Here is a 22,136-nt window from a genome sequence, read left to right as displayed (position 1 = left end):
CTGCAGTAAGAAGCTGTCAGACCTTTATTACTCAGAGTGAGCCCCCCGGCCTATGCTAACCATCATCGTCATCCTTGCTGTTTCAGGAGCCTTGCTGCTCGGCGCTGCGTGGGGAATCTACGGAAGGCTTTCAAAAGCGCTCGAAGGCTTTATCGTTGCGGTTGCGGGCGGCGCGCTGATTATTTCGGCGGTATTGGAACTGATCCAGCCTGCCACCGAAAAAGCTTCGCTTTGGGCGGTTTTTGCCTTTGTCCTTCTAGGCGCGGGGGTCTTTACCGGGTTGGCCTATCTGGTGAAAAAGAAATGGGGTTCAGACAGCGGCGGTGGGCTTCTAGCTGCAATCACCCTCGATGGTATCCCCGAGAACCTGGCCCTGGGCGTAGCTTTGATCGGCAGTGGCCCGATGCAGGTCGCCGCGCTGGCCGGCTCCATATTCCTCTCCAACCTGCCCGAAGCGGCAGGCGGGGCCAAGGAAATGGCCAAGTCCGGACACTCGAAAGCCAAGGTCTTTGGTTTGTGGGCCGCAACCGCAGTCATACTTTCCATTGCGGCCCTGGCCGGCAATCTGCTGATGACCGACGTACCCGAAAGCATTCTGGCCCTCATCAAGTGTTTTGCCGGCGGTGCAGTTGTCGCTTCGTTGGCAACCGAGGTATTTCCCAAGGCATTTAAAGAAGATGCCTACTGGGCTGGAATAGCCACCACCATTGGCTTGGTCTTGGCCCTGTTTCTAGACCAGTTGGGGTAGGTGTAGCTCTAGAGGAAGCACAAGTTAAGAGCGCCGGTTTTAAACAAAGCCTTATGCCAACCCCCTGACGCGGAGTGTGGAGGCCTGAGTAAGTAGGGTGCGACAACACCAAGCTTGGCCACCCTGGCTTACACAACCGTCTGCCAAGGCGCAGCCTTATCGAAGAGCAAATAGCCGGGCATGTCCCTGCAAACACCCTGCGAAAATGCCAGAATAGCCGCTTATTACAGACTGCGACCCTTGCATGAAAATCCTTAGCCTGCGCCTCAAGAATCTCAACTCCCTCAAGGGCGAGTGGAAGGTTGATTTCACTGCTGAGCCTTTCAAGGACAATGGTCTTTTTGCGATTACCGGACCGACTGGCGCGGGTAAAACCACCTTGCTCGATGCTATCTGCTTGGCGTTGTATCACCGCACGCCGCGGATGAATACGGTGTCTGCCAGCAGTAATGAGTTGATGACCCGGCATGCCGCTGAGTGCTTGGCTGAGGTTGAGTTTGAGGTTAAAGGAGTCGGTTACCGGGCGTTCTGGAGCCAGCGCCGGGCTCGCGATAAAGCCGATGGAGCCTTGCAGGCGCCGAAGGTCGAGCTGGCGCAGATGGCCAGCGGGCAGATCATTACCGACAAGATCAACGAAAAGCTGCGCGAAACCGAGCGTCTGACCGGTCTCGACTTTGAGCGCTTCACCAAGTCGATGTTGCTGGCCCAAGGTGGTTTTGCAGCTTTTCTTGAGGCCAATGCCAACCAGCGAGCGGAGTTGCTTGAAGAACTTACGGGCACCGACATCTACGGGCAGATTTCACAGCGCGTATTCGAGCAAACCCGTGAAGTGAAAGTGGTGCTAGATCAGTTGCGGGCCAGGGCTGAAGGGGTTGAGCTGCTCAGCCCTGATCAACGCGCAGTGTTAGCCGAAGAGGTTGCACGCTTGACCCTTGATGAGCAGCGCCTGGCGACTGAGCAACAGGGGTTGCAGGCGCAGCAGCAATGGCGCGAAGCCAGGCTCAATGCGCAGGGACAATTACAACGTGCCAAACAGCAAGCGGGTGCTGCCCAACAAGCGCTGATCGATGCCCAGCCACAGTTGCAGCGACTCACCGCAAGCGAGCCAGCTGCTCAATTGCAGCCGCTTTATCTGGCGCAACAGCAGGTCAGCCAGCGATTGCATGCCAGCCAGCAACTGGCCCGGCAACTAGGCCAAGAGCACGCTGGCGTGCTGCAGTCGATTTCCCAGCAGGCATGGCAGGGGCACGGGTTGAGCCAACAACTGCTGGACATTGAGCAGCAGGCCCTGAATACCTTGCAGCAACGTGCCGATCGAGTTACCCAGCGTTTGGCCACGCAGCCACAGCGTGCGCAGTTGGGCGAGCACCTCAATGCCTGGCAACAGCAGTTTGCAGCGCTGCAACAAGGCCAGCAAGAGCAGGGCGCAGAGCAATCCAGGCAATTGCAGATTAGCCAGCAGTTGAGCCAGCTAAGCAGCGAGTTGGAGCAGCGACAGACAGCGCTCAGCTCAGCCCAGGCATCCCTGGCCGAGGCAGAGCAAGTCGCCAGGCTGGCGCAACAACAGCTCGATACGCTTTTGGCCGGGCAGACAGATAGTGCGTTGCGTGAGCAATCGCAACAACTGGCGGATCAAGCCAGACAACTTGAGCAGCTCGAAGCATTGGCAAGCCTGCGCCACAAGTATGTCGAGCAACGTCGCCAGGCACAGGAACAGCTCGTCGCCCAGCAACAAGAGCTGGTGGAGCAGAACCGGCGGCGTGATGTGCTGCGCACTCAGTTTGTCGATCTCAAACAGCAGATCAGCGATAAGCAAAAGCTGCTTGAGCAGGAGCAGCGCATTCAACAGCTGGAGCACTATCGAGCGGCCTTGCAGCCCGGCGAAGCATGCCCGTTATGCGGCTCGCTCAGCCACCCGGCGATTGCTGAATACCAGGCGCTGAACCTGTCAGAAACCGAACAGGCACTGCAGGCCAAGCAACTTGAGCAAGATGAGGTGCGCACCAAAGGGGAAGCCTTGAGTGCCAAGCTCGAAGTGACCAAGGCTCGAATCGAACAAATACAGGGGCAAATTGGCACGGCTGAACAAGCCATCGCCGAGTGTGATCAGCGTTGGCAACAAGGCTGCGAACTGCTTGGCCAGGCACTTGGCGACGCCGGTGAAGTGCTTGCCGCGCAGCAGTTGAATAATCAGCAAGTGATGCAGCAACAGCAGCGTTTGGCCCAGCTCGACCAACTCAAGCAAGCTGCGCAGCATAGCGCTCAGCAGTTGATGCAGGCTGAGCGCGAGGTCAACCAATGTGTTGCACAGGTCCAGACGCTGCTGGCCCAGCAAAACCATCAACAGCAACGTCAGCAAGACAGTGTTAGCACGCTGCAAAAGCTCGAGTCCGAACATACAAAGCGTCTGGCCGAGCTGCGCAGCAGCTTGCAGGTATTAGGCTTGACCTTGCCCGAGGACCCACAACGCTGGCTGCAAGAACAGCAGCAGGCCTGGCTGGATTGGCGTGGTGATCAAGAGCTGAACCAGCAACTCATTAGCCAGATAAACGAGCAGCATCATCAGCTCAAGCAGGCCCGCGAACAAGCGCAGACCTGGCAACAACGCTGGGCCGAGCAAGGCGAAGATGATCGTGCAGAGGTCTCACCCGTTGCCCAACCGCAAGAACAGCTGCGCAGCTTGCACAATGCCTGGCAACCCGCCCAGCAGCAGCGCGATCAGCTACAGGGTCAGCTACAAACCGTGCTCAAGCGAATCGAGGATGAGCAGCAGGAGCAACTGCAGCACAATCAGGCCTGGCAGGCTGCGCTGACGGCCAGCCCCTTTGCTGACGAGGCTGAGTTCTTGGCTGCTGTGCTCGATGATGAAAAACGCCAAGCATTACGCGAGTTATTGCAGCGCCTGACCCACGACATTACTGCTGCGCAGGCGCTGGAGCAGGATTGTGAGCAGCGTTTGAGCAGGCTGCAAGCCACCGAACAGGCAACACTGTTCAGTGAGATCGCTGATGAGCAGTTGTTGATCGATCTGCAAAGAGTCAATGGTGAGCTCAAGGCCCTGACCGAGCGTCGGGGCGAGATTCGTGCCCAGCTCCAAGGCGACGATGCTCGCCGTGAAAGCCAGCAAGAGCTGTTCGCACAGATCAGTGCGCAGCAGGCCGATTTCGACTTATGGCAGCAACTCAACAGCCTGATTGGCTCGGCCGACGGCGCCAAATTCCGCAAGTTTGCCCAGGGCCTGACGCTTGATCATCTGGTCTATTTGGCCAACCAACAGCTTGATCGCCTGCACGGGCGTTATCAGTTGGGGCGTAAGACTCAGGGCGAGTTGGAGCTTGAGGTCATTGATACCTGGCAGGCCGATGTCGCGCGCGATACCAAGACCTTATCCGGCGGCGAGAGTTTTCTGGTCAGCCTGGCGCTGGCGCTGGCGTTGTCCGACCTGGTCAGTCACAAGACCAGCATCGACTCGCTGTTTCTCGATGAGGGCTTTGGCACACTCGACGGCGAAACGCTGGAGGTCGCGCTTGATGCGCTGGACAACCTCAATGCCAGCGGCAAGATGATTGGCGTGATCAGCCATGTCGAGGCGCTCAAGGAGCGCATTCCTGTGCAGTTGAAAGTGCACAAGGGGGTCGGCATGGGACACAGCACCTTGGACAAGTGCTTTGCTGTCTAGATAAACACCGCTGTAGCGCCAAGCGCTACAGCGGTTCGACCTGTTAGTCAGAGATGTCGATCATCATGCCGATCCCGGCGCCGATCATGCGTCCAGCATCTTCATCGCCCGCCATGCGGCCGACACCGCCGCCTATCATGCCGCCAGCCACGGTGGCGCATGCCGATAGAATGAAGGTCGCGCATATCAGCGCTGCGGTTACCGAGTAAATTCGCTTCATCTGCTTCACTCCTTGATTGGCTCAGTGTTTAGCCTTGACCACTGCCTGCCAAAGCACGCCCATTACCGGCACGCTCTGCTGAGTCGGATTGGCTTGGTACCAATTGGTGATGCGCGCCTCGATGTCTGGCAGCTTCAGGCCAGTGACACCGTTGGCGATCTGGGCACCCATGGGTGGCGCCTCAAGACCATGCTTTTTGGCGTAGGCCGCTTCAGCGATCAGCATGTTGGTTACACCGATCATAAAGGCGTGGCGTTCACTGCTTGAAGAACTTAGCCAGTCATTACCGGTGACGACCACGGCGGACGCTTTTTGCTCAGCAAATCCTGTGCTGCAAATCAATGCCAGGCTGAATGTGAGGATGTACTTGCTCCACTTCATGTCTCTCTCCTGTAAAGCATTGAATCAAGGGCATGCCAACGGCAAATGGCGAGTCGTTCACCTGTGAAGTAAAGCAGATGGCTCGTTGTAAGCGACTGCTGGCTGCATAAGTCTTTGGATACGGATTCTGCAGCGTATGACGGATTACTTAGCGATGCTTTAGAAGTATCAATGAATGCCTAATTGATATTATACAAATCATCATTCGCGCTTTAAGTTTGGGTTGCTGTCGTCGCGTGCAGAGCTGGATCAGAAACCCTGGCCAGCGGTTTCATCAGAACAACAAGTGGGGCAAACCTCACAGAACATCGCAATAACGTCTATCTGCCATTCCAAAAATAAGCATATGTAGTAGAGGACTGATAATGGAAAGTACATTCCACGGCGTAATGGCTTTCGCCTTGCTCGCCAGCATGCTGTTGCTGGGCAGTGTCTTGCGTAATCGGATCGGCTTGTTTCGCAACTCATTGGCGCCAGCAAGCATCATTGGTGGCATGCTCGGCTTCATCTTGCTGTCTTTGGGATTGATTCCAGGATTTGAGGCAGGTGATTTCCAGGCGCTTACTTTTCACTTTTTCACCCTCAGCTTTATGTCCCTGTGCCTGACCGGCAAGAGCAAGAATGCCTCGCTTTCCGGGGGCAGCGTGGTCCGTGGCGGGCTTTGGCTGACATTTATCTGGACCATCAGCCTTGGGCTCCAAGGGGTGATCGGTTATTTGGTGATAGTCGCTTATGACGCGGTAACCGGTTCCGATACCAGTGCATGGCTTGGGGCGATTGTGACCCACGGCTTCACCCAGGGCCCGGGCCAGGCTCTGACTTATGGCGGAATCTGGGAAAGCCAGTATGGCGTTGAGAACGCTGCCCAGGTCGGCATGATCTACGCATCGCTGGGCTTTCTGGTGGCCTTTGTCATTGGTGTTCCGGTTGCGAAAAAATTTATTCGCGGTGGCCTCAATGCCAATAAAGCCTCGAATATCGATGGTGCGTTCAAGTCTGGGTTCTATCGCCCTGAGCAGGCGCCCAGTGGCGGCAAGATGGTTTCGCACCCGGCCAATCTCGACTCATTGGGCTATCACCTTGGTTTGCTGGGCATTGCCTACCTGGTCACTTATCTGTGGCTGAACTTTATACAGGCGCAAGTTGCAGGCCTGACGCTGGGCGGTATCAATCTTTCGGTGCTGTTCAGCTTCAATATGTTCTTCGTCCATGGCCTGGCGGTTTGCGTGCTGATGCGTTTTTGCATTGATCGCCTTGGCTTGTCTCATCGGGTGGATGATGAAAGCCTCAAGCGCATCACCGGTTCCTCGGTAGACTTCATGGTGGTCGGCACCTTGATGAGCATCCAGTTCACTGTGCTGTATGAGCTATTGACTCCCATCATGCTGGTGACCCTGGCGGTGACTATCGCCACCTTGATAGGTTGCCTGCTGCTCGGCCGGTTGAGCGGAACCCTGGGCAGGGAGCGGGCACTCACGGCGTTTGGCTGCTGTTGTGGTTCAACCGGCACCGGCCTGTTGCTCCTGAGGATGATGGATGCTGATTTCAGCACTTCCGTGCCCAAGGAGCTGGCCTTCTTCAACCTGGCCATTATCGTCACCAACTTTCATATCCTGTTCTTCTTTGCGCCGCTGGTGCCCTCGCTGGGCGGCTGGACCTACTTTCTGGTCTTTGGCGGTACTGCGCTCATCTTTCTCGCAGGTATTCCCTTGCTGATGATGCGCCCCTCAACCATCCCCCATCTTCAGGCCAAGGAGTCCTGCTCATGAGCATTACCGTCTATGCCGCCAAGCGTATTCTGACGATGAATCCATCGCAGCCCGAGGCCACTCATATCGCGGTGCGCGATGGTCGCGTATTGAGTGTCGGGCCATTGGCAATCATGGCTGAGCTGGGCGAGTACAGGCTTGACCAGCGCTTTGGCGAGAACATTATCTTGCCGGGCTTTGTCGAGGGGCACAGCCATGCCCTGGAAGGCGCGATGTGGCGTTACCTGTATCTGGGCTACTTCGACCGGGTTGATCCGGATGCCGTGAACTGGCCCGGTGCCAATAGCATTGCAGCCATGCAGCAGCGCTTGCGAGAGGGCGCCGCGCTGCTTCCTGCTGGCGAGCCACTGGTTGCATGGGGCTTTGATCCGGTTTATTTCGAGGGCGAGCGACTTGATCGACTGACCCTGGATGCGGCGGTGAGCGATCGTCCGGTAATCGTCATGCATGCGAGCTTGCATGTGATGACGGTCAACACCCAGATGCTTGAACTGTCCAACCTTGATCAATACGCGGGCATTGAAGGCATCATGCTCGACGCCGACGGCCAGCCCAACGGCGAGTTGCAGGAAATGGCAGCCATGCACGCGGTTTTTGAAACCCTCGGGCTCAACCTCTTTGAGGCGGTATCTGCACCCAGCACCTTGCAGCGCTACGGCAAGGTTGCGCGCAATGCCGGGGTTACCACCATCACCGATCTCTACAACCCACTGACCGATGAAGGCATAGCGGCCCTGCAGGAAGTGACGGCAGCAGAGGATTTTCCGGTTCGCCTGGTGCCGGCAATGAGTGCACTGGCCTGGACGCCCGAGCAAGGCGTTGAGCGATTACAGCGCTGCATGGAGTTGAACAGCGACAAGTTGCATTTTGGCCTGGTCAAGATGATGACCGACGGCTCGATCCAGGGCTATACGGCGCGAATGAAGTGGCCCTATTACCATGATGGTCATGCAAATGGCATTTGGAATGCGCCGCCCGAAGCACTGCGCAAGATGGTGCAGGTATACCATCAAGCGGGCTTGCAATTGCACATTCACACCAACGGCGATGAAGCGGTTGAGCTGATGCTGGATGCGGTCGAGGAGGCCCTGGATATCTGGCCCCGCTCGGATCACCGGCATACATTGCAACACTGCCAGGTCATCGACCACGCCCAGTTGCGCCGCACCGCCAAGCTTGGCCTGTGCCTGAACATGTTTGCCAATCACATTTATTACTGGGGGGACATACACCGTCGCCGCACTCTGGGCTTCGAACGCAGTCGCCGGCTCGAGCCGCTGGCATCGGCGCGGCGCTTGGGGATTCCAACAGCGGTGCACAGCGATGCGCCCGTGACGCCATTGGGGCCGTTGTTTACCGCGTGGTGCGCGGTGATGCGTGAAAGCGCGTCCGGTGATGTGCTCGGTGAGCACGAGCGCGTCACTGTTGCCGAGGCGCTTGAAATGATCACCCTTGGCGCGGCCTATACCCTGCGGCTTGATCATCAGGTCGGCAGTCTTGAGGTGGGCAAGTTCGCCGACATGGTGGTGCTGGACCAGGACCCGCTGGAAGTCGAGCCTGCGCAGCTGCGTCATATCGCAGTATTGGCAACCGTACTTGGAGGAAAGGTCAATGCCGACACCTGAGCCTGTTCCCTTTACCCTGATCACCGGTTTCCTGGGGGCGGGCAAGACAAGTTACCTGAATCAACTGATCCGCCAGGGCCTGCCCCGCGACAGCCTGATCGTGGTGAATGACTTTGGTGATATCAATATTGATGCCGAGCTTATTGAATACCGTGATGAGCAAATCCTGAGCCTGGGCAATGGCTGCATCTGCTGCACGCTTGGCGGAACCCTGGCTGAGCAACTGGCCCAGGCGATGCGCATGGAGCCGCGGCCTGCAGCCATTTATATCGAGGCCAGCGGAGTGGCCGAACCGGCACGTATTGCTGATATCGCCCGCACCTCGCGCCAGTTGCAACTGGCCTCGGTGATTTGCCTGGTTGATGGCAGCCAGATCGACAAGCATGCGACCGATCGCTACACCGCAGAGGTCTGGCGTTCGCAAATTGCCGGGGCCAGCCAGGTGGTAGTCAATCGCCTGCCAGCAGCACCCGCCCATGCGCTGGGGATACTTGAGTCGATCAACCCTGAAGCATTGCTCAATACTTCAGGCAACGCCGGTGCGCGGCAAGCACCAGCACTCAGGCCGGTATCGCGCCATGCCGATGCGGCCTGGAGGGCCGTCAGCCTGAGCTATGGCTCGGCAATAGATGCCGGGCGCTTGGAGCAGCTATTGCGCGCGTATGACGATGTCGTGCTACGCGCCAAGGGTATATTGGCGCGGACTGACCATCAGGCACCTCAGGTATTCCAGTTGAGTGGTGGTGTCTCTCGCTGGCTCCCTGTACGACGTCAACCGGTCGCTAACCAGTTGGTGTGCATTGGCATCAGGGGCGCGCGCTTTGATGCCCTGGCAAGCGAGTTGGCTCAGCTTGAATCCGCGTCGCCCGCCAATGCGTCAGTGGCGCGTGCAATCTAGTCCGTCTGCTTGATTCAATTGCCGGGGCGAGGGTACTGCCTGAGAAACTCGATAAACTTCTGTTGGACCGGCGTTATGCCGGTCTTTAACCAAGCTGCCAGTGTACATAGGCGGGTATCAACGTCCTTGAGCGGCACCACCACCACGCCTTTGCGGCTGTAGTTGGCTGAACTCTCAAGGTGAATGGTTACGCCGATATTGGCTGCGACAAAGCCAAAGATGCCTTCGCTGTTGAATGCTTCTTGAGCCACTTCAGGCAAAAAGTTAGCGCTCAGGCACAGCGCATCGAGATGACGGCGGAAGTAGGCCCAATGGCTCATGCTGCCCAGTACAAATGGCTCTTTGGCCAACTCGGCAAGTGTGAGTTCCGAGCGACTGGCAAGCGGGTGAAGATGGGACAGGGCCGCGACAAAGCGGTCACGCTGGATCTCAATGCTGTCCATGTTCGGCTCCAGCAATGGGCCGGTCACAAAAGCAAATTCGATTGAACCTTCGTTAAGCATTTCCAGTTGCTGCTGGGTCGATCCAAATATCAGTTCGGCCCTGATCTCGGGGTAGCAGCGATGAAAACCTTCGAGTATGGAAGGCAATTGGCCTGACACTGCAAAGTCGGTATAGCCGATGCGCAGTTGGCCAATTTGCCCTGCACCGGCCTTGCGCGCCTGTTGTACGGCGTTGTCCAGTTGTTCGAATATTGTTCGACTGCCCGCAAGAAACACCCGTCCGGCTTCGGTCAGCTCAACCCGTCGGTTGCTCCGTAACAACAGCTCCTCGCCTACGCTTTCCTCCAGTTGCTGGATAGTCCTGCTCAGTGCGGGTTGCGCCAAGCTCAGGCGCTCGGCCGCCCGGCGGAAATGAAGCTCTTCGGCAACTGCCTCGAAGGCGCGTAGATGACGTAGATCAATCCGCATGGCAATACTCTTGACGCATTAATACCTATTGTCTTGATCTTATATGGGTATTGCTGCTCGCTCTAGCGGGTTCTGCATCTTTGCATTAGCACAAGGAAGTGAGGGCCGATTGCACATCAAGGGCCTGGCTTGGCCCTTGATGACTGTGGCGTATCAGCGCTGTTGCAGCGGTGGCGTGCGCGGTGGGATCAAGCGTTTCGAGCCGGTGGCTTCATAGGCCGAGGCCAGGCTCAGCAGCGCAGAATCATCATAGGCGCGACCGGCAAAGGTCAGTCCGGCAGGCATGCCGATGTCGGCCAGCACGCCCATTGGCACAGTGACGGTTGGCACGCCCAGGTGGCGGATGGCGAGGTTGCCATTGGCAACCCAGACGCCGTTGCTCCAGGCGATGTCCGCGGACTTGATATTCACATCCGCATCCGCCGGGCCAATATCGGCCACTGTTGGGAAGATCACTGCATCAAGGCCCAGTCGATCCATCCATTGCTCAAGGTCGGTTCTGCGAATCTGCTCGAGTGCACGCAGGCCGTCTGGCAGGGTGGTGATCTGGTCCCAGGGGATGATGCCGTTCTTGGCCATGCGCACGTATTCATCCATGCCGGCGGCCAAGTCATCTTCCCGGTTTGGCAAGGTGCCGGGGTCGTGGGGAAAGATCTGTGCCCCGTCGACATCGGCCAGGCGGTTCAGCTTGGGATCGCCGTTGGCCTGCAGGAAGTCGTCAAAAGCCCAGGCCGAGAGCTCCCACAATTCATGATGCATGTAGTTCTTGGGTATCAGGTCGCGGGTGAATACCGTTGGCGCGCCAGGGCGGTCTCCTTCGCAGTTGGAAATCATCGGGAAATCGACCTCGATCACTTCGGCACCAGCGGCCTCGAGGGTTTTACGGGCCTGTTGCCAGAGCGCGATCATCGAGTCGCGGGTGATGATTTTCTGGCCGGTAGGCCCGCCGATTCCCGGTTTTTCCGAGGTGCCGGCGTCGGGGTCGGCGTTGATATACATGCGTGGTACGCCGAAACGCTTACCCGCCAATGCATCGGGCTTGGAGGCGAGGCTTGGGTAGGCGACAGGACGCACCGAGGAGGCGCTGGGGATAGGTACCCAAGGCTGCATCCGCCATAGATCTCCACGGGTATCGGGATCATCGGCGACGATGATATCCAGCACTTCGAACAAATCGGCCATGGTTCGGGCGTAGGGCACGACCACATCCATGGTTGGCGTTAATGGCCAGTTGCCGCGTACGGAAATGACCCCGCGCGAAGGCGTGTAGGCGCACAAGCCATTATTGGATGCAGGGCCACGACCGCTGGACCAGGTTTCCTCGGCAAGGCCGAAGGCTGCAAAGCTGGCTGCCGTTGCCGTGCCAGCGCCATTGGATGAGCCTGAGGCGAAGGGTGCTGTCAGGTAGGCGCCGTTATAGGGGCTTTCTGCGCGGCCATATACACCGCGTTGCATACCCCCGTTGGCCATGGGCGGCATATTGGTCTTGCCCAGGCAAATCGCCCCGGCGGCGCGCAGGCGCTCCACGGTGAAGGCGTCGCGATAGGCAATCAGGTCCTTGAACGCCGGGCTGCCAGAGGCGGCGGTCAGGCCCTTTACCAGGTAGCTGTCCTTGGCTGTGTAAGGAATGCCGTCGAGCGGGCCAAGGGTTTCGCCATGGGCACGGCGCTCATCCGAGGCCTGGGCTTCCTTCAGCGCATCTGGGTTGCGCACCACCACCGCATTAAGCGCGGTGGATGTGTTTGCGCCGTCGTAGGCTTCAATGCGCTCAAGGTAGGCTTGAACAAGCTCAACAGCAGTGGTTTGGCCGGATTCGAGCGCGGCTCGCAACTCGGCAATGGATGCTTCGGTTACTTCAATCATGCTGGCTCCACTGGCGACGGGTGGGTTGTGCATTGAGTATTGCACTCTGTCATCTGGGTATCTTAACGCTAGCCCTGGCATCGGGTCTTGTTTGGCAGATTGGCTTGCCAAGGCAGTTTACCGACCGGCAAGCAACTCGCCGAGTGGCGGATCAATTTAATAGCTTTGAGCCCTAGGTCTGGCAGTCAAGCAGGCGCTCTTTGCTAATGCCGTGTTGGCGGGCAGCAGCACCTAGGCCGGCAAAGCGCGGCTTCTGGTCGAGATGATTTTCCTGTGTTCGTTCTGATCTGTGAAGACAGGCTGTCGGCTCTGGCGAAACGCTCGCCTGGTAATTGGGATGCTTTGCTGGCCCTAACTTTAGGATGGGGTATTGGTACTTACAGAGGAATGCATAAAAGGCGCGACTGTAATATGGGCGATAGCTGTACTCGCAGCGGCTAGAAACAAGGAAGCAAGCGGGGGATTTGATCGATTTGTCGCTTTCAACATCAGCAGGGACTGGAGTCCGCCAAAGAGGCATGGCGACTTCGCAACCGCCTTTAAAGGAGCAATGCCATGGGCATGGAAATGGATATGTACGGTCGGCTTATTACTATTTTCCTCGGTTTTTTTGCGATCACTAACCCGATTCCCAATACGGCGGTCTTTGCTGGCTTGACCCGTAAAGTAGATAAAGCAGAGCGTTACCGGATTGCGGTCAAGTCAACGCTGATTGCTTTTGGTGTCGTGGTGTTTTTTTCATTGCTGGGTAAGACGCTGTTTCACCTGCTGGGTATCACGTTGCCAGCCTTGCGTATTACTGGCGGTATCTTGGTTTTTATCATCGGTTATCAAATGCTGCAGGGGTACAACTCCACCTCTCACTCAGAAGATGACGGAGATACGGATATTGCAGTCAGCCCTATTGCTGTTCCTATTCTGGTGGGGCCGGGCACTATTGCAACCGCGATGAATTATTCGGCTTCCGAAGGTTCCATGGGGGCGATCATGACTATCTCAATGTATGCACTGCTGGGGCTGATTACGTTTTTTTGCTTTATTTTTAGTGCGCGTGTGGTGGCGATCATCGGCGGCAACGGTCTAAAAATAATCACTCAACTCATGGGGTTGATACTGGCGGTGATAGGCATCCAGTTGCTGATTGCCGGTATTTATGAGGTGGTCACCATGACCGGTGACCTGTAGTTTGATACAACTTCGCTAAAGCACGCATTTAACATTGCAGCGCTAAACCTGGCTGGTTGTCAGCCGGGACTACATGCTCCGCACACACAACAGGGGTTTTATGCTGCGAATGGACTGGCTGGAAAATCAGATGCATCACTGTGACACCATGGCCGAGCGTTTGTATCGACAGTTCAGCTATGAGTACGTCGGGCAAAGTCTTGCCCAGTGGCAGCAGGAATTTGCAGCGGGGCAGGCCGATGGCACTTGGAAGTCCTTGATTGTCACCGAGGGCGACCAATTGCTCGGTGGCGCGGCGCTTGCTCGGGACGACTTATCAAGCCGTCCCGATCTTGGCCCCTGGCTTGCGTGCGTATTGGTTGCGCCCGAGGCTCGTGGTCAAGGCTTGGCCGAGCGGTTGATCGAAGGCATTTGCAACCATGCACGAGCCATGGGCAACACAAGCCTGTACCTGCATACCCACGACAAAAGCGATTACTACGCCAAACGCGGCTGGAGTGTGCTGGAGCCTTTCGAAGCCTGGGGCAAAGAACAGTGGTTGATGTCGCGAGAGCTGTAGCCACTGTTAAAGCCTCGCCTCGGCCCTCAGTGCCAGCGGCTTTTGACCCAGTGCGCTCGAGCCTGCTTGTCCAGGAATGACCAGGCGACAAACCGGCTTTGCTTCTGGCCCTGAGCCATTTCCACGGTGCGCACCTCTTGCGCGCCAACCTTGTTGAGTGCGCTATAGACCCCGCCAAGATTGCCCGCCTTGGATATCAGGGTGCTGAACCACAGCACTTGCTGGCCATGGTTGGCGCTTTCGTTGATCAGGCGCGCGACAAAGGCCGCTTCACCCCCTTTGCACCACAACTCTGCAGCCTGGCCGCCAAAATTCAGCACCGGTAATTTGCGCTTGGGATCGAGTTTGCCCAGGTTGCGCCATTTGCGGGTGCTGCCGCGTGTTGCTTCATCGGCCGAGGCATGGAAGGGTGGATTGCACAGGGTGATGTCGAAACGATCATCGTCGCGGATCAAACCGTCCAGAACATGGCTGCTGTCTGTTTGCAGGCGCAGCTCAATGGCTCCATCCAGGCCAGGGTTGGCGTTGATGATGGCCTGGGCAGAGTCGATCGCACTGCTGGCGATATCCGAACCAACAAACTGCCAGTTGTATTCATGGTGGCCAAGTAACGGATAAATGCAGTTGGCGCCTACGCCGATATCCAGCGCTTTGATGTGGCGACCCCGGGGAATCACTCCGGCGTTGTTTTTTGCCAGCAAATCAGCGAGGTAGTGCAGGTAATCGGCACGTCCGGGAATGGGCGGGCACAGGTAATCGGCTGGAATATCCCAGTGCTCAATGCCGTAGAACTGCTTGAGCAGGGCACGGTTGAACACTTTCACTGCCTCGGGATTGGCGAAGTCGATACTTTCCTTGCCGTACGGGTTAATGATTACGAAGGCGGCAAGTTCCGGGCTGGCCTGGATCAGTGCCGGGAAGTCGTAGCGGCCTTGATGACGGTTACGTGGATGCAGTTGCCCCTTGGCTTGATCGGCTTTGGCGGTCGTCGGTGTTCTAGTGACCGGTTTCTTCGCAGGGGAATGTGCAGGTGGGCGGGGCATGGTAATCCGTAAACAAGGTGGTCAGCGGGGCATTATTCACACTGCGCCGCTAATGGCCAGCAGTCTTGTGATTCAACTGATGTGCAGCACCTTGGCCAGGTAGTCGAAAAAAATGCAGTAGAGCGCAATCGGCAACGGTAAGCCAAGAAGGGTGCCGAGTACGTAGTGGCGCATACGTACACCGGAAAGTGCCAATGTGTAGTTTAGCGCTGGCAGTGTTTGCATCAACATGCGCAAGCCGATAATGCTGCTGAGCGGGTGCTTATCCAGGCCAGCCAGCAGGCGCTTGGCCAGGCGGTTGTCGATTTCGCGCAGGGCATCGCCACCAATAAAACGAACGCTCAGGTAAGTCAGCATGCAGGAGAAGCAGGCCGCTACGTAGGTCGCCACGCCGCCCCACAGCCGGCCAAGTGTCAAGACCGCAGCGGCTAGAAATATCCAGCCGGGAATCTGGATCAAGTTACCCAGGGCGAACAGCAGGGAGAAGAGCAACAGCCCGGCAAACTGGTGCATGACAATGACCGACTTGAGCCCTTCAAGGCTGAACTGCTGGCGAATGCCCAGGGCTTCGCACAAGGCAAACAGAGCAATTAGAACCAGTACAACCAGGAGTATGCGTTTGCGTGCGCTCATTTTCAGGCTCCGGTGACTAGGGATAATCGAGGGCCTGCTTGATAGCCTTGAGGTTAGCGCCAATCCAGTGTTTGTCGATGGCGCCCCAGTCGCGGATGAGATAATGCCCGGCATTGTTGCGGGTGCCTGGCTGTTGCTCGAACTCACAGAGAATATCCAGCTCGGCCAGGGCATTAACCGTGTCTTGTGCCGTGCGCCGGGGCATGCCTGTGGCGTCCATCAGTGCCGGGATACTCGTCGCGCTGCCAGTGTCGATCAGCCAGGCGACATACAGGCGCCGGTAAAAACTGCTTTTGGTTTTACTGATCGCCTGGGGCATGCATGGCTCCTTCAAGTTTGTCGGTGTCAGCTTAGCGCGGCGATGGCGATATAGGTCGCAGCACCGGCAATGTAGCCCAGAAATGCCAGCAGACTGATGGTTTTCAGGTACCAGATAAAATTGATGCGCTCCATGCCCATCGCCGCAACGCCGGCGGCAGAGCCGATGATCAAGCAACTGCCGCCGGTGCCTGCGCAGTAGGCCAGCAACTCCCAGAAATCGCCATTGATGACAAAACTCTGCAGCCAGTTAATGTCGCTGCCTGCACTGGCAATCGCTACAGGGCTCACCAGCGGATACATTTTCATCGCGCCGGCAACCAGTGGCACGTTGTCGACCACGGATGACAGCAGGCCGATGGCAATGTTGATAGCGTAGATGTTGCCCAGGCTTTCTTTCAATGCAACAGCGACCTGGGCCAGGTGACCGGCAGTGGCCAGGCTTGAGACTGCCAGCAAGATCCCGAGGAAGAACAATACGCTGGTGGTGTCGATGCGGCGCAGTACACCAATCACTGACAAGGGGTGTTTTTCTTCCGAGTTCTTGCCACGGTGAATGATTTCGGTCACCACCCACATGACGCCCAGGCCGAACATGATGCCCATGTAGGGTGGCAGGTGGGTCACGGATTTGAAGACCGGCACGAACAGCAGCGAGCCCAGGCCGATGCCCAGTACCAGGTTACGTTCGAAAGGGGTGGTTGGGTCGCGATGGCTTTCCAGCGATTCATATTCAGGCGGGCGCTCGACTTCGCCTTTGAGGCGCAAGCTCAGATAGATCAGCGGCACCATCAAGCACACCAGGCTTGGGATAAACAGGTTGACGATGATGCTGCTGGCGCTGATCTGGCCGCCAATCCAGAGCATGGTGGTGGTTACGTCGCCGATCGGCGACCAGGCGCCACCGGCGTTTGCGGCAATGACCACTATCCCGGCGAAGAACCAACGATCTTTCTGGTCATCGATCAACTTGCGCAGCAGTGAAACCATGACGATGGTGGTGGTCAGGTTATCCAGTGCCGCCGAAAGGAAGAAGGTCAGCAAGCCAACCAGCCACAGCAGGTTGACCCGCTTGTTGGTCTTGATCCGGTCGGTAACGGCTTTAAAGCCTTCGTGGGCGTCGATAAGTTCGACTATGACCATGGCGCCGAGCAGGAAGAACAATATCTCGGAAATCTCGCCGAGATGCTCACGCAGTTGATGAACGACATAGCCCGAGTTGTCGCCGTGCGTCACGTTGATATTGGTAATGGCAGGCAGAATGCTGTCTGCGCCCAGTACCAGCACTGTCCAGCAGATCACTGCGGTCAAAAGCGCCGATGCAGCTTTATCGATTTTCAGTGGATGCTCAAAAGCAATACACAGATAGCCAAATATAAAAACACACGCCATCAACACATACATGATCAGAATTCCAGAGTTCGGTCCGGTACGGTCGGGCCTCGACAGCTGACAAGCAAGTGGCTGGCGTTGAATACACAAGGCGGCTTGCAGCGTCACGGCCCATCAAGCAGCGTGGCATGTTGGGTGGGCACCACGACTTGAGCTTCATGGGGCAAACACGTACTGGACCTGGGCTTTTTACTGGCGTTAAAACGCCAAGGGCTCTTGATGCGGGGGAGAAGATGCCTGATTTACAACCAGTATGGGAAGGGTTTTATTGGTAAAAAGTGCGCTCGGCTGATGAAAAATTTGCCTGTGCTTGCGCTAAGGCGTCCCTGAAAAACTGCTGCGCTCAATATTGCTGGGTTTAAAACTGCTCAGAATGATCATTTACAGCAGGTAAACACAGCGTCTACTCATTTTTTACTCGCTGGTGCTCGCCGTTCAGATGATCCCTGAACGGCGCCGGTCCGCATTGCGCGTGACCAGCGCCGTGCAGCGGTTTATCAGTTGACTTGAGCTTGCGCTGGCGAAGCATCTGCATGCGGAGGGGCGATAAACGCCAGGCTGATGGCGAGCAGCGGCATCAACAAGTTGAAAAAACAATAGGGTAGATAGGTCAGTGTCGAGACACCAAGCGTTGCAGCCATGTAGGCGCCGCAGGTGTTCCATGGCACCAGTACCGAGGTCAACGTACCGCCATCTTCCAGCGCGCGGGACAGATACACCGGCTTGATGCCGCGCTTTTCATACTCGGCGCGATACATGCGGCCGGGCAGGACCAGCGCGATGTATTGGTCGGCAGTAATGATATTGGTGCCAATGGTGGTGACAACGGTGCTGGCGATCAGGCTGCTGGTGCTCTTGGCCAGATGGATAGTGCTTTCCAGCAGGCGCTGCAACAGGCCGAGTTTTTCCAGCACGCCACCAAAGCACATGGCGCAGATAATCAACCAGACCGTGGTCAACATGCTGCCCATGCCACCCTTGGAGAGCAGGCCGTCGAGCGCCTCATTGCCGCTGTGTGACTCATAACCGGCAAACAGTGCCGTCCAAACTGTCTTCAGGCTGGCCAGGTTGCCTGCGCCCGGGTCTGCCAGGCGGTTCATGACCTCGGGCTGGAAGATCAGCGCAAACACTGCGCCAAGCAATGCACCAAGAAAGATCGCCGGGAAGGCTGCCCATTGCCGTACGGCCAGAAACAGCAGGAAGGTGACCGGTAACAGTAAATGCCAGCCGAGGCTGAACTGGCTTTCAAGTGCGTCCAGCACCTGGGCGATGCGCCCGGTGTCATGGCTGGCCGAGGCCTGTTGGCCCAGCACCCAAAAGACCACCAGGGCGATGCTCAGTGCAGGCACAGTGGTGCGCAGCATCAGGCGAATATGGGCGAACAGATCGGAACCAGCTGCAGCGGGCGCCAGGTTGGTAGTGTCAGACAGCGGCGAGAGCTTGTCGCCAAAGTAGGCACCGGAAATGATTGCCCCGGCGGTTATGGCCGGGTCGAGTCCCAAACCCGAGGCCACGCCCATCAAGCCAATGCCGAGGGTGCCGGCGACCGTCCATGAGCTGCCGATCGACAGGGCGGTGAGGGCGCATATGATGCAACTGGTCAGATAAAAGTATTCAGCCGAGATCAGCTTCAGGCCCAGCCATATCATGGTTGGCACTGTGCCTGCGAGAATCCAGGTGCCGATCAGCGCGCCGACGGCGAGCAGGATCAGGTTGGCTTTCATGGCCAGATGGATGCCGGCGAGTATGCCTTCTTCGATATCTGCCCAGCGGAATCCGTTTTTCATGCCGACCAGGCCTGCGACAAAGGCCGCGCTCATCAGGGCGATCTGGTTGGGGCCGCTGGAGGAACTGTCTCCGAACAGGTAGACCGACAGGCCAAGCAGTATGACCAGTACAGTGATGGGGAGCAGCGCATCGAGCAGCGAAGGGGAGCGGGTGTTGGACATTTGAGTACCGGTTAAAAACAATGAGGCCCGCGCCTTATGGGTCGCGGGCCTCATTGGCTGTTGCAGTTGGGTTATAGCGAGGCGATGCGCGCGCGTTGCTCAGCCAGCTTGCCGAGTGCCTGTTCGGCTTCGGCCAGTTTGGCGCGTTCCTTTTCGATCACTTCAGCCGGGGCCTTGTCGACGAAACCTGCGTTGCCTAGCTTGCCGCCGACACGCTTGACCTCGCCTTCAAGGCGCTGGATTTCCTTGTCCAAACGACCCAGCTCGGCGGCCTTGTCGATCAGGCCCGCCATCGGCACCAACACCTCCATGTCGCCGACCAGTGCGGTGGCAGACAGTGGCGGCTCTTCACCAGCAGCGAGAATGCTTACCGACTCAAGTTTGGCCAGCTTGTTGAGCAGCGGCGCATTGTCGTTCAGGCGACGTTGATCCTCACCGCTGGCGTTCTTGAGGATGATGTTGATGCGCTTGGCCATTGAGATGTTCATCTCGCCACGAATCTGGCGCAGCCCGAGCATCAGGGCCTTGACCCATTCGATATCACCTTCAGCGGCTGCATCGATACGCGCTTCATTGGCCACGGGCCAGGCTTGCAGCATGATGGTGTCGCCGGTTGCCCCGGCTTGGGCCTTGATCCGCTGCCAGATTTCCTCGGTGATAAAGGGCATGAACGGATGGGCCAGGCGCAGCGCCACTTCAAGCACGCGAATCAGGGTGCGCCGGGTGCCGCGCTGACGCTCGATCGGCGCGTTCTCGTCCCACAGGACCGGCTTAACCAGTTCCAGGTACCAGGCGCAGTATTCGTCCCAGATGAATTCGTAAAGCGCCGATGCCGCGAGGTCGAAGCGGAAGGCGTCGAGGTGACGGGTTACATCGGCTTCGGTGCGTTGCAGCTGCGAGATGATCCAGCGGTCAACCGAGGACAACTCCACGGCTTCGCCATTGATGCCGGTGTCATGGCCGTCGGTGTTCTCTATTACGAAGTTGGCGGCGTTCCAGATTTTGTTGCAGAAGTTGCGATAGCCCTCGACCCGACCCATGTCGAACTTGATATCACGGCCAGTGGAAGCCAGTGACAAGTTGGTGAAACGCAGTGCGTCGGTGCCATAGGCGGCGATGCCTTCAGGGAATTCGGCACGGGTCTGCTTGGCGATTTTCTCGGCAAGCTTAGGTTGCATCATGCCGCTGGTGCGCTTGGCCACCAGGCTTTCGAGGTCGATGCCGTCAACGATATCCAGGGGGTCAAGGACGTTGCCCTTGGACTTGGACATCTTCTGGCCCTGGCCGTCGCGCACCAGGCCATGTACGTAAACGGTCTTGAACGGGATTTGCGGGGTGCCATCTTCGTTCTTCACCAAATGCATGGTCAGCATGATCATCCGGGCAACCCAGAAGAAAATGATGTCGAAGCCAGTGACCAGCACATCAGTGGGGTGGAAGGTCTTGAGGAACTCGGTCTGCTGCGGCCAGCCAAGCGTGGAGAAGGTCCACAGGCCGGAGCTGAACCAGGTATCGAGTACGTCTTCGTCCTGGCGCAGGGCTACATCGGCGCCCAGGTTATTCTCGCTGCGCACTTCGGCTTCGTTACGGCCAACGTAGACATTGCCCGCGTCGTCATACCAGGCCGGAATACGGTGGCCCCACCACAACTGGCGGCTGATGCACCAGTCCTGGATATCGCGCATCCAGCTGAAATACATGTTCTCGTATTGCTTGGGCACGAACTGGATGCGGCCGTCTTCAACCGCGGCAATTGCAGGTTCAGCCAGGGATTTGGTCGATACGTACCACTGGTCCGTCAGCCACGGCTCGATGATGGTGCCGGAACGGTCGCCTTTTGGCACCTTCAGGGCGTGGTCATCCACGCTGACCAGCAAGCCTGCGGCATCAAAGGCGGCAACGATTTGTTTACGCGCCTCGAAACGATCAAGGCCGGCGTATTCGGCAGGTAGGCTGGTGTCGACATCAGCATTGACGCTACCATCGATATTGAATGCCTGGGCGTTGGCCAGGACCACTGCGTTCTTGTCGAAGATGTTGAGCAGGGTCAGGTTGTGGCGCTTGCCGACTTCATAGTCGTTGAAATCGTGTGCCGGGGTGATTTTTACGCAGCCGGTGCCGAATTCGGGGTCGCAGTAATCGTCGGCAATAATCGGGATGCGGCGGCCAACCAGCGGCAGCTCAACGAAACTGCCGATCAGCGATTTGTAGCGCTCATCTTCTGGATGCACCGCTACGGCGGCGTCGCCAAGCATGGTTTCCGGGCGGGTGGTGGCGACGATCAGGAAGGCATTGCCTTCAGCTGTGGTCTTGCCGTCTGCCAGCGGGTAGCGCAGGTTCCACAGGTGGCCCTTCTCATCGTGGTTTTCCACTTCGAGGTCGGAAATTGCCGTGTGGAACTTGGTGTCCCAGTTGACCAGGCGCTTGCCGCGATAGATCAAGCCATCGGCATGCAGCCGTACGAAGGCTTCTTTAACCGCATCAGACAGGCCGTCGTCCATGGTGAAGCGCTCGCGCGACCAGTCGACCGATGAGCCGAGGCGACGGATTTGGCGGGTGATGGTGCCGCCGGATTGTTCTTTCCATTCCCAGACCTTATCCAGGAACTTGTCGCGCCCCAGGTCGTGACGGCTCACGCCGTCGGCGGCCAGTTGGCGTTCGACGACCATCTGCGTGGCGATGCCCGCGTGGTCGGTGCCCGGCTGCCACAGGGTGTTGCGGCCTTGCATGCGACGGAAACGAATCAGCGCATCCATGATCGAGTTGTTGAAACCATGGCCCATGTGCAGGCTGCCGGTGACATTTGGCGGCGGAATCATGATGGTGTACGGCTGACCGGAACCTTGTGGGGCGAAGTAATTGTTCGCTTCCCAGCTCTGGTACAGGCTGGTTTCAATGGCGTGCGGCTGGTAGGTCTTGTCCATGCGCGGCGGGACCCTTTTGACGGCTGATCGGAAAAGCCG

General features: G+C 57.5%; 17 protein-coding genes. 7 read left to right on the top strand and 10 right to left on the bottom strand.

Translation table 11 applies throughout. The annotated features are described in order from the left end of the window. The first annotated feature begins 52 nt into the window (after positions 1–52). On the top strand, positions 53–748 hold the full coding sequence (locus tag CHB79_RS07320; RefSeq protein WP_089359419.1) for a ZIP family metal transporter: 696 nt from the start codon (positions 53–55) through the stop codon (positions 746–748). Between the two features lie 244 nt (positions 749–992). Continuing rightward, a complete protein-coding gene (locus tag CHB79_RS07315; RefSeq protein ID WP_089359418.1) occupies positions 993–4,427 on the top strand; it encodes an SbcC/MukB-like Walker B domain-containing protein in 3,435 nt (1,144 codons plus the stop codon). A gap of 43 nt (positions 4,428–4,470) precedes the next feature. On the opposite strand, the gene CHB79_RS22025 is transcribed toward CHB79_RS07315, so the two are convergent. Further along, positions 4,471–4,647 carry a hypothetical protein gene (locus CHB79_RS22025; protein WP_157998235.1) on the bottom strand — a complete coding sequence of 59 codons (177 nt, stop codon included), beginning with the start codon at positions 4,645–4,647 and terminating at the stop codon, positions 4,471–4,473. 21 nt (positions 4,648–4,668) lie between these two features. Further along, positions 4,669–5,028, bottom strand: coding sequence for a hypothetical protein (locus tag CHB79_RS07310; protein WP_010486636.1), 360 nt, complete (start codon positions 5,026–5,028; stop codon positions 4,669–4,671). Positions 5,029–5,393: 365 nt separating this feature from the next. On the opposite strand from CHB79_RS07310, the gene CHB79_RS07305 reads away from it, so the two are divergent. From CHB79_RS07305 to CHB79_RS07295, 3 genes are read left to right on the top strand one after another with little or no spacing between them, the layout of a single operon-like run. Further along, on the top strand, positions 5,394–6,797 hold the full coding sequence (locus CHB79_RS07305; protein ID WP_245851388.1) for a sodium/glutamate symporter: 1,404 nt from the start codon (positions 5,394–5,396) through the stop codon (positions 6,795–6,797). Beyond that, positions 6,794–8,422 (top strand): amidohydrolase, encoded by a 1,629-nt coding sequence (locus CHB79_RS07300; protein WP_089359416.1) that lies wholly within the window; start codon positions 6,794–6,796, stop codon positions 8,420–8,422. Before CHB79_RS07305 ends, CHB79_RS07300 begins: the two co-directional genes overlap by 4 nt. Then, positions 8,409–9,320, top strand: a complete 912-nt coding sequence (locus CHB79_RS07295; RefSeq protein ID WP_089359415.1) for a CobW family GTP-binding protein — start codon at positions 8,409–8,411, stop codon at positions 9,318–9,320. Before CHB79_RS07300 ends, CHB79_RS07295 begins: the two co-directional genes overlap by 14 nt. A 14-nt stretch (positions 9,321–9,334) precedes the next feature. Here CHB79_RS07295 and CHB79_RS07290 read toward each other — a convergent pair whose 3' ends face one another. Next, on the bottom strand, positions 9,335–10,231 hold the full coding sequence (locus CHB79_RS07290; RefSeq protein WP_089359414.1) for a LysR family transcriptional regulator: 897 nt from the start codon (positions 10,229–10,231) through the stop codon (positions 9,335–9,337). Between the two features lie 153 nt (positions 10,232–10,384). Next, a complete protein-coding gene (locus tag CHB79_RS07285) occupies positions 10,385–12,094 on the bottom strand; it encodes an amidase (protein WP_089359413.1) in 1,710 nt (569 codons plus the stop codon). A 555-nt stretch (positions 12,095–12,649) separates the two neighbouring features. Between CHB79_RS07285 and CHB79_RS07280 the strand changes: the two genes are divergently transcribed. Together CHB79_RS07280 and CHB79_RS07275 are read left to right on the top strand one after the other, a co-directional pair. Next, positions 12,650–13,279, top strand: a complete 630-nt coding sequence (locus CHB79_RS07280; protein ID WP_010486647.1) for a MarC family protein — start codon at positions 12,650–12,652, stop codon at positions 13,277–13,279. Positions 13,280–13,379: 100 nt separating this feature from the next. Further along, entirely contained in the window at positions 13,380–13,838 is a 459-nt protein-coding gene (locus tag CHB79_RS07275) for a GNAT family N-acetyltransferase (protein WP_089359412.1), read from the top strand. A gap of 26 nt (positions 13,839–13,864) precedes the next feature. On the opposite strand, the gene rlmF is transcribed toward CHB79_RS07275, so the two are convergent. The 6 genes from rlmF to CHB79_RS07245 form a co-directional block, all read right to left on the bottom strand. Further along, positions 13,865–14,881 (bottom strand): 23S rRNA (adenine(1618)-N(6))-methyltransferase RlmF, encoded by a 1,017-nt coding sequence (gene rlmF, locus CHB79_RS07270; RefSeq protein WP_425439585.1) that lies wholly within the window; start codon positions 14,879–14,881, stop codon positions 13,865–13,867. Positions 14,882–14,953: 72 nt separating this feature from the next. Then, the gene (locus CHB79_RS07265) at positions 14,954–15,514 is read right to left on the bottom strand and encodes a VTT domain-containing protein (protein WP_010486654.1); all 561 of its coding nucleotides are present in this window, start codon (positions 15,512–15,514) and stop codon (positions 14,954–14,956) included. A gap of 16 nt (positions 15,515–15,530) precedes the next feature. Then, positions 15,531–15,833 carry a winged helix-turn-helix domain-containing protein gene (locus CHB79_RS07260; RefSeq protein ID WP_089359410.1) on the bottom strand — a complete coding sequence of 101 codons (303 nt, stop codon included), beginning with the start codon at positions 15,831–15,833 and terminating at the stop codon, positions 15,531–15,533. 26 nt (positions 15,834–15,859) lie between these two features. Continuing rightward, positions 15,860–17,236: a sodium:proton antiporter NhaD gene (gene nhaD, locus CHB79_RS07255; RefSeq protein ID WP_010486658.1), complete on the bottom strand. Its 1,377-nt coding sequence runs from the start codon at positions 17,234–17,236 to the stop codon at positions 15,860–15,862. A gap of 485 nt (positions 17,237–17,721) precedes the next feature. Then, positions 17,722–19,173, bottom strand: a complete 1,452-nt coding sequence (nhaC, locus tag CHB79_RS07250; protein WP_089359409.1) for a Na+/H+ antiporter NhaC — start codon at positions 19,171–19,173, stop codon at positions 17,722–17,724. Between the two features lie 71 nt (positions 19,174–19,244). Next, positions 19,245–22,097: a valine--tRNA ligase gene (locus tag CHB79_RS07245; protein ID WP_089359408.1), complete on the bottom strand. Its 2,853-nt coding sequence runs from the start codon at positions 22,095–22,097 to the stop codon at positions 19,245–19,247. Positions 22,098–22,136: the final 39 nt, after the last annotated feature.

This window comes from Pseudomonas segetis, assembly GCF_900188155.1.
Taxonomy (GTDB): Bacteria; Pseudomonadota; Gammaproteobacteria; order Pseudomonadales; family Pseudomonadaceae; genus Aquipseudomonas; species Aquipseudomonas segetis.
This window is presented reverse-complemented; position numbering and strand designations above follow the sequence as displayed.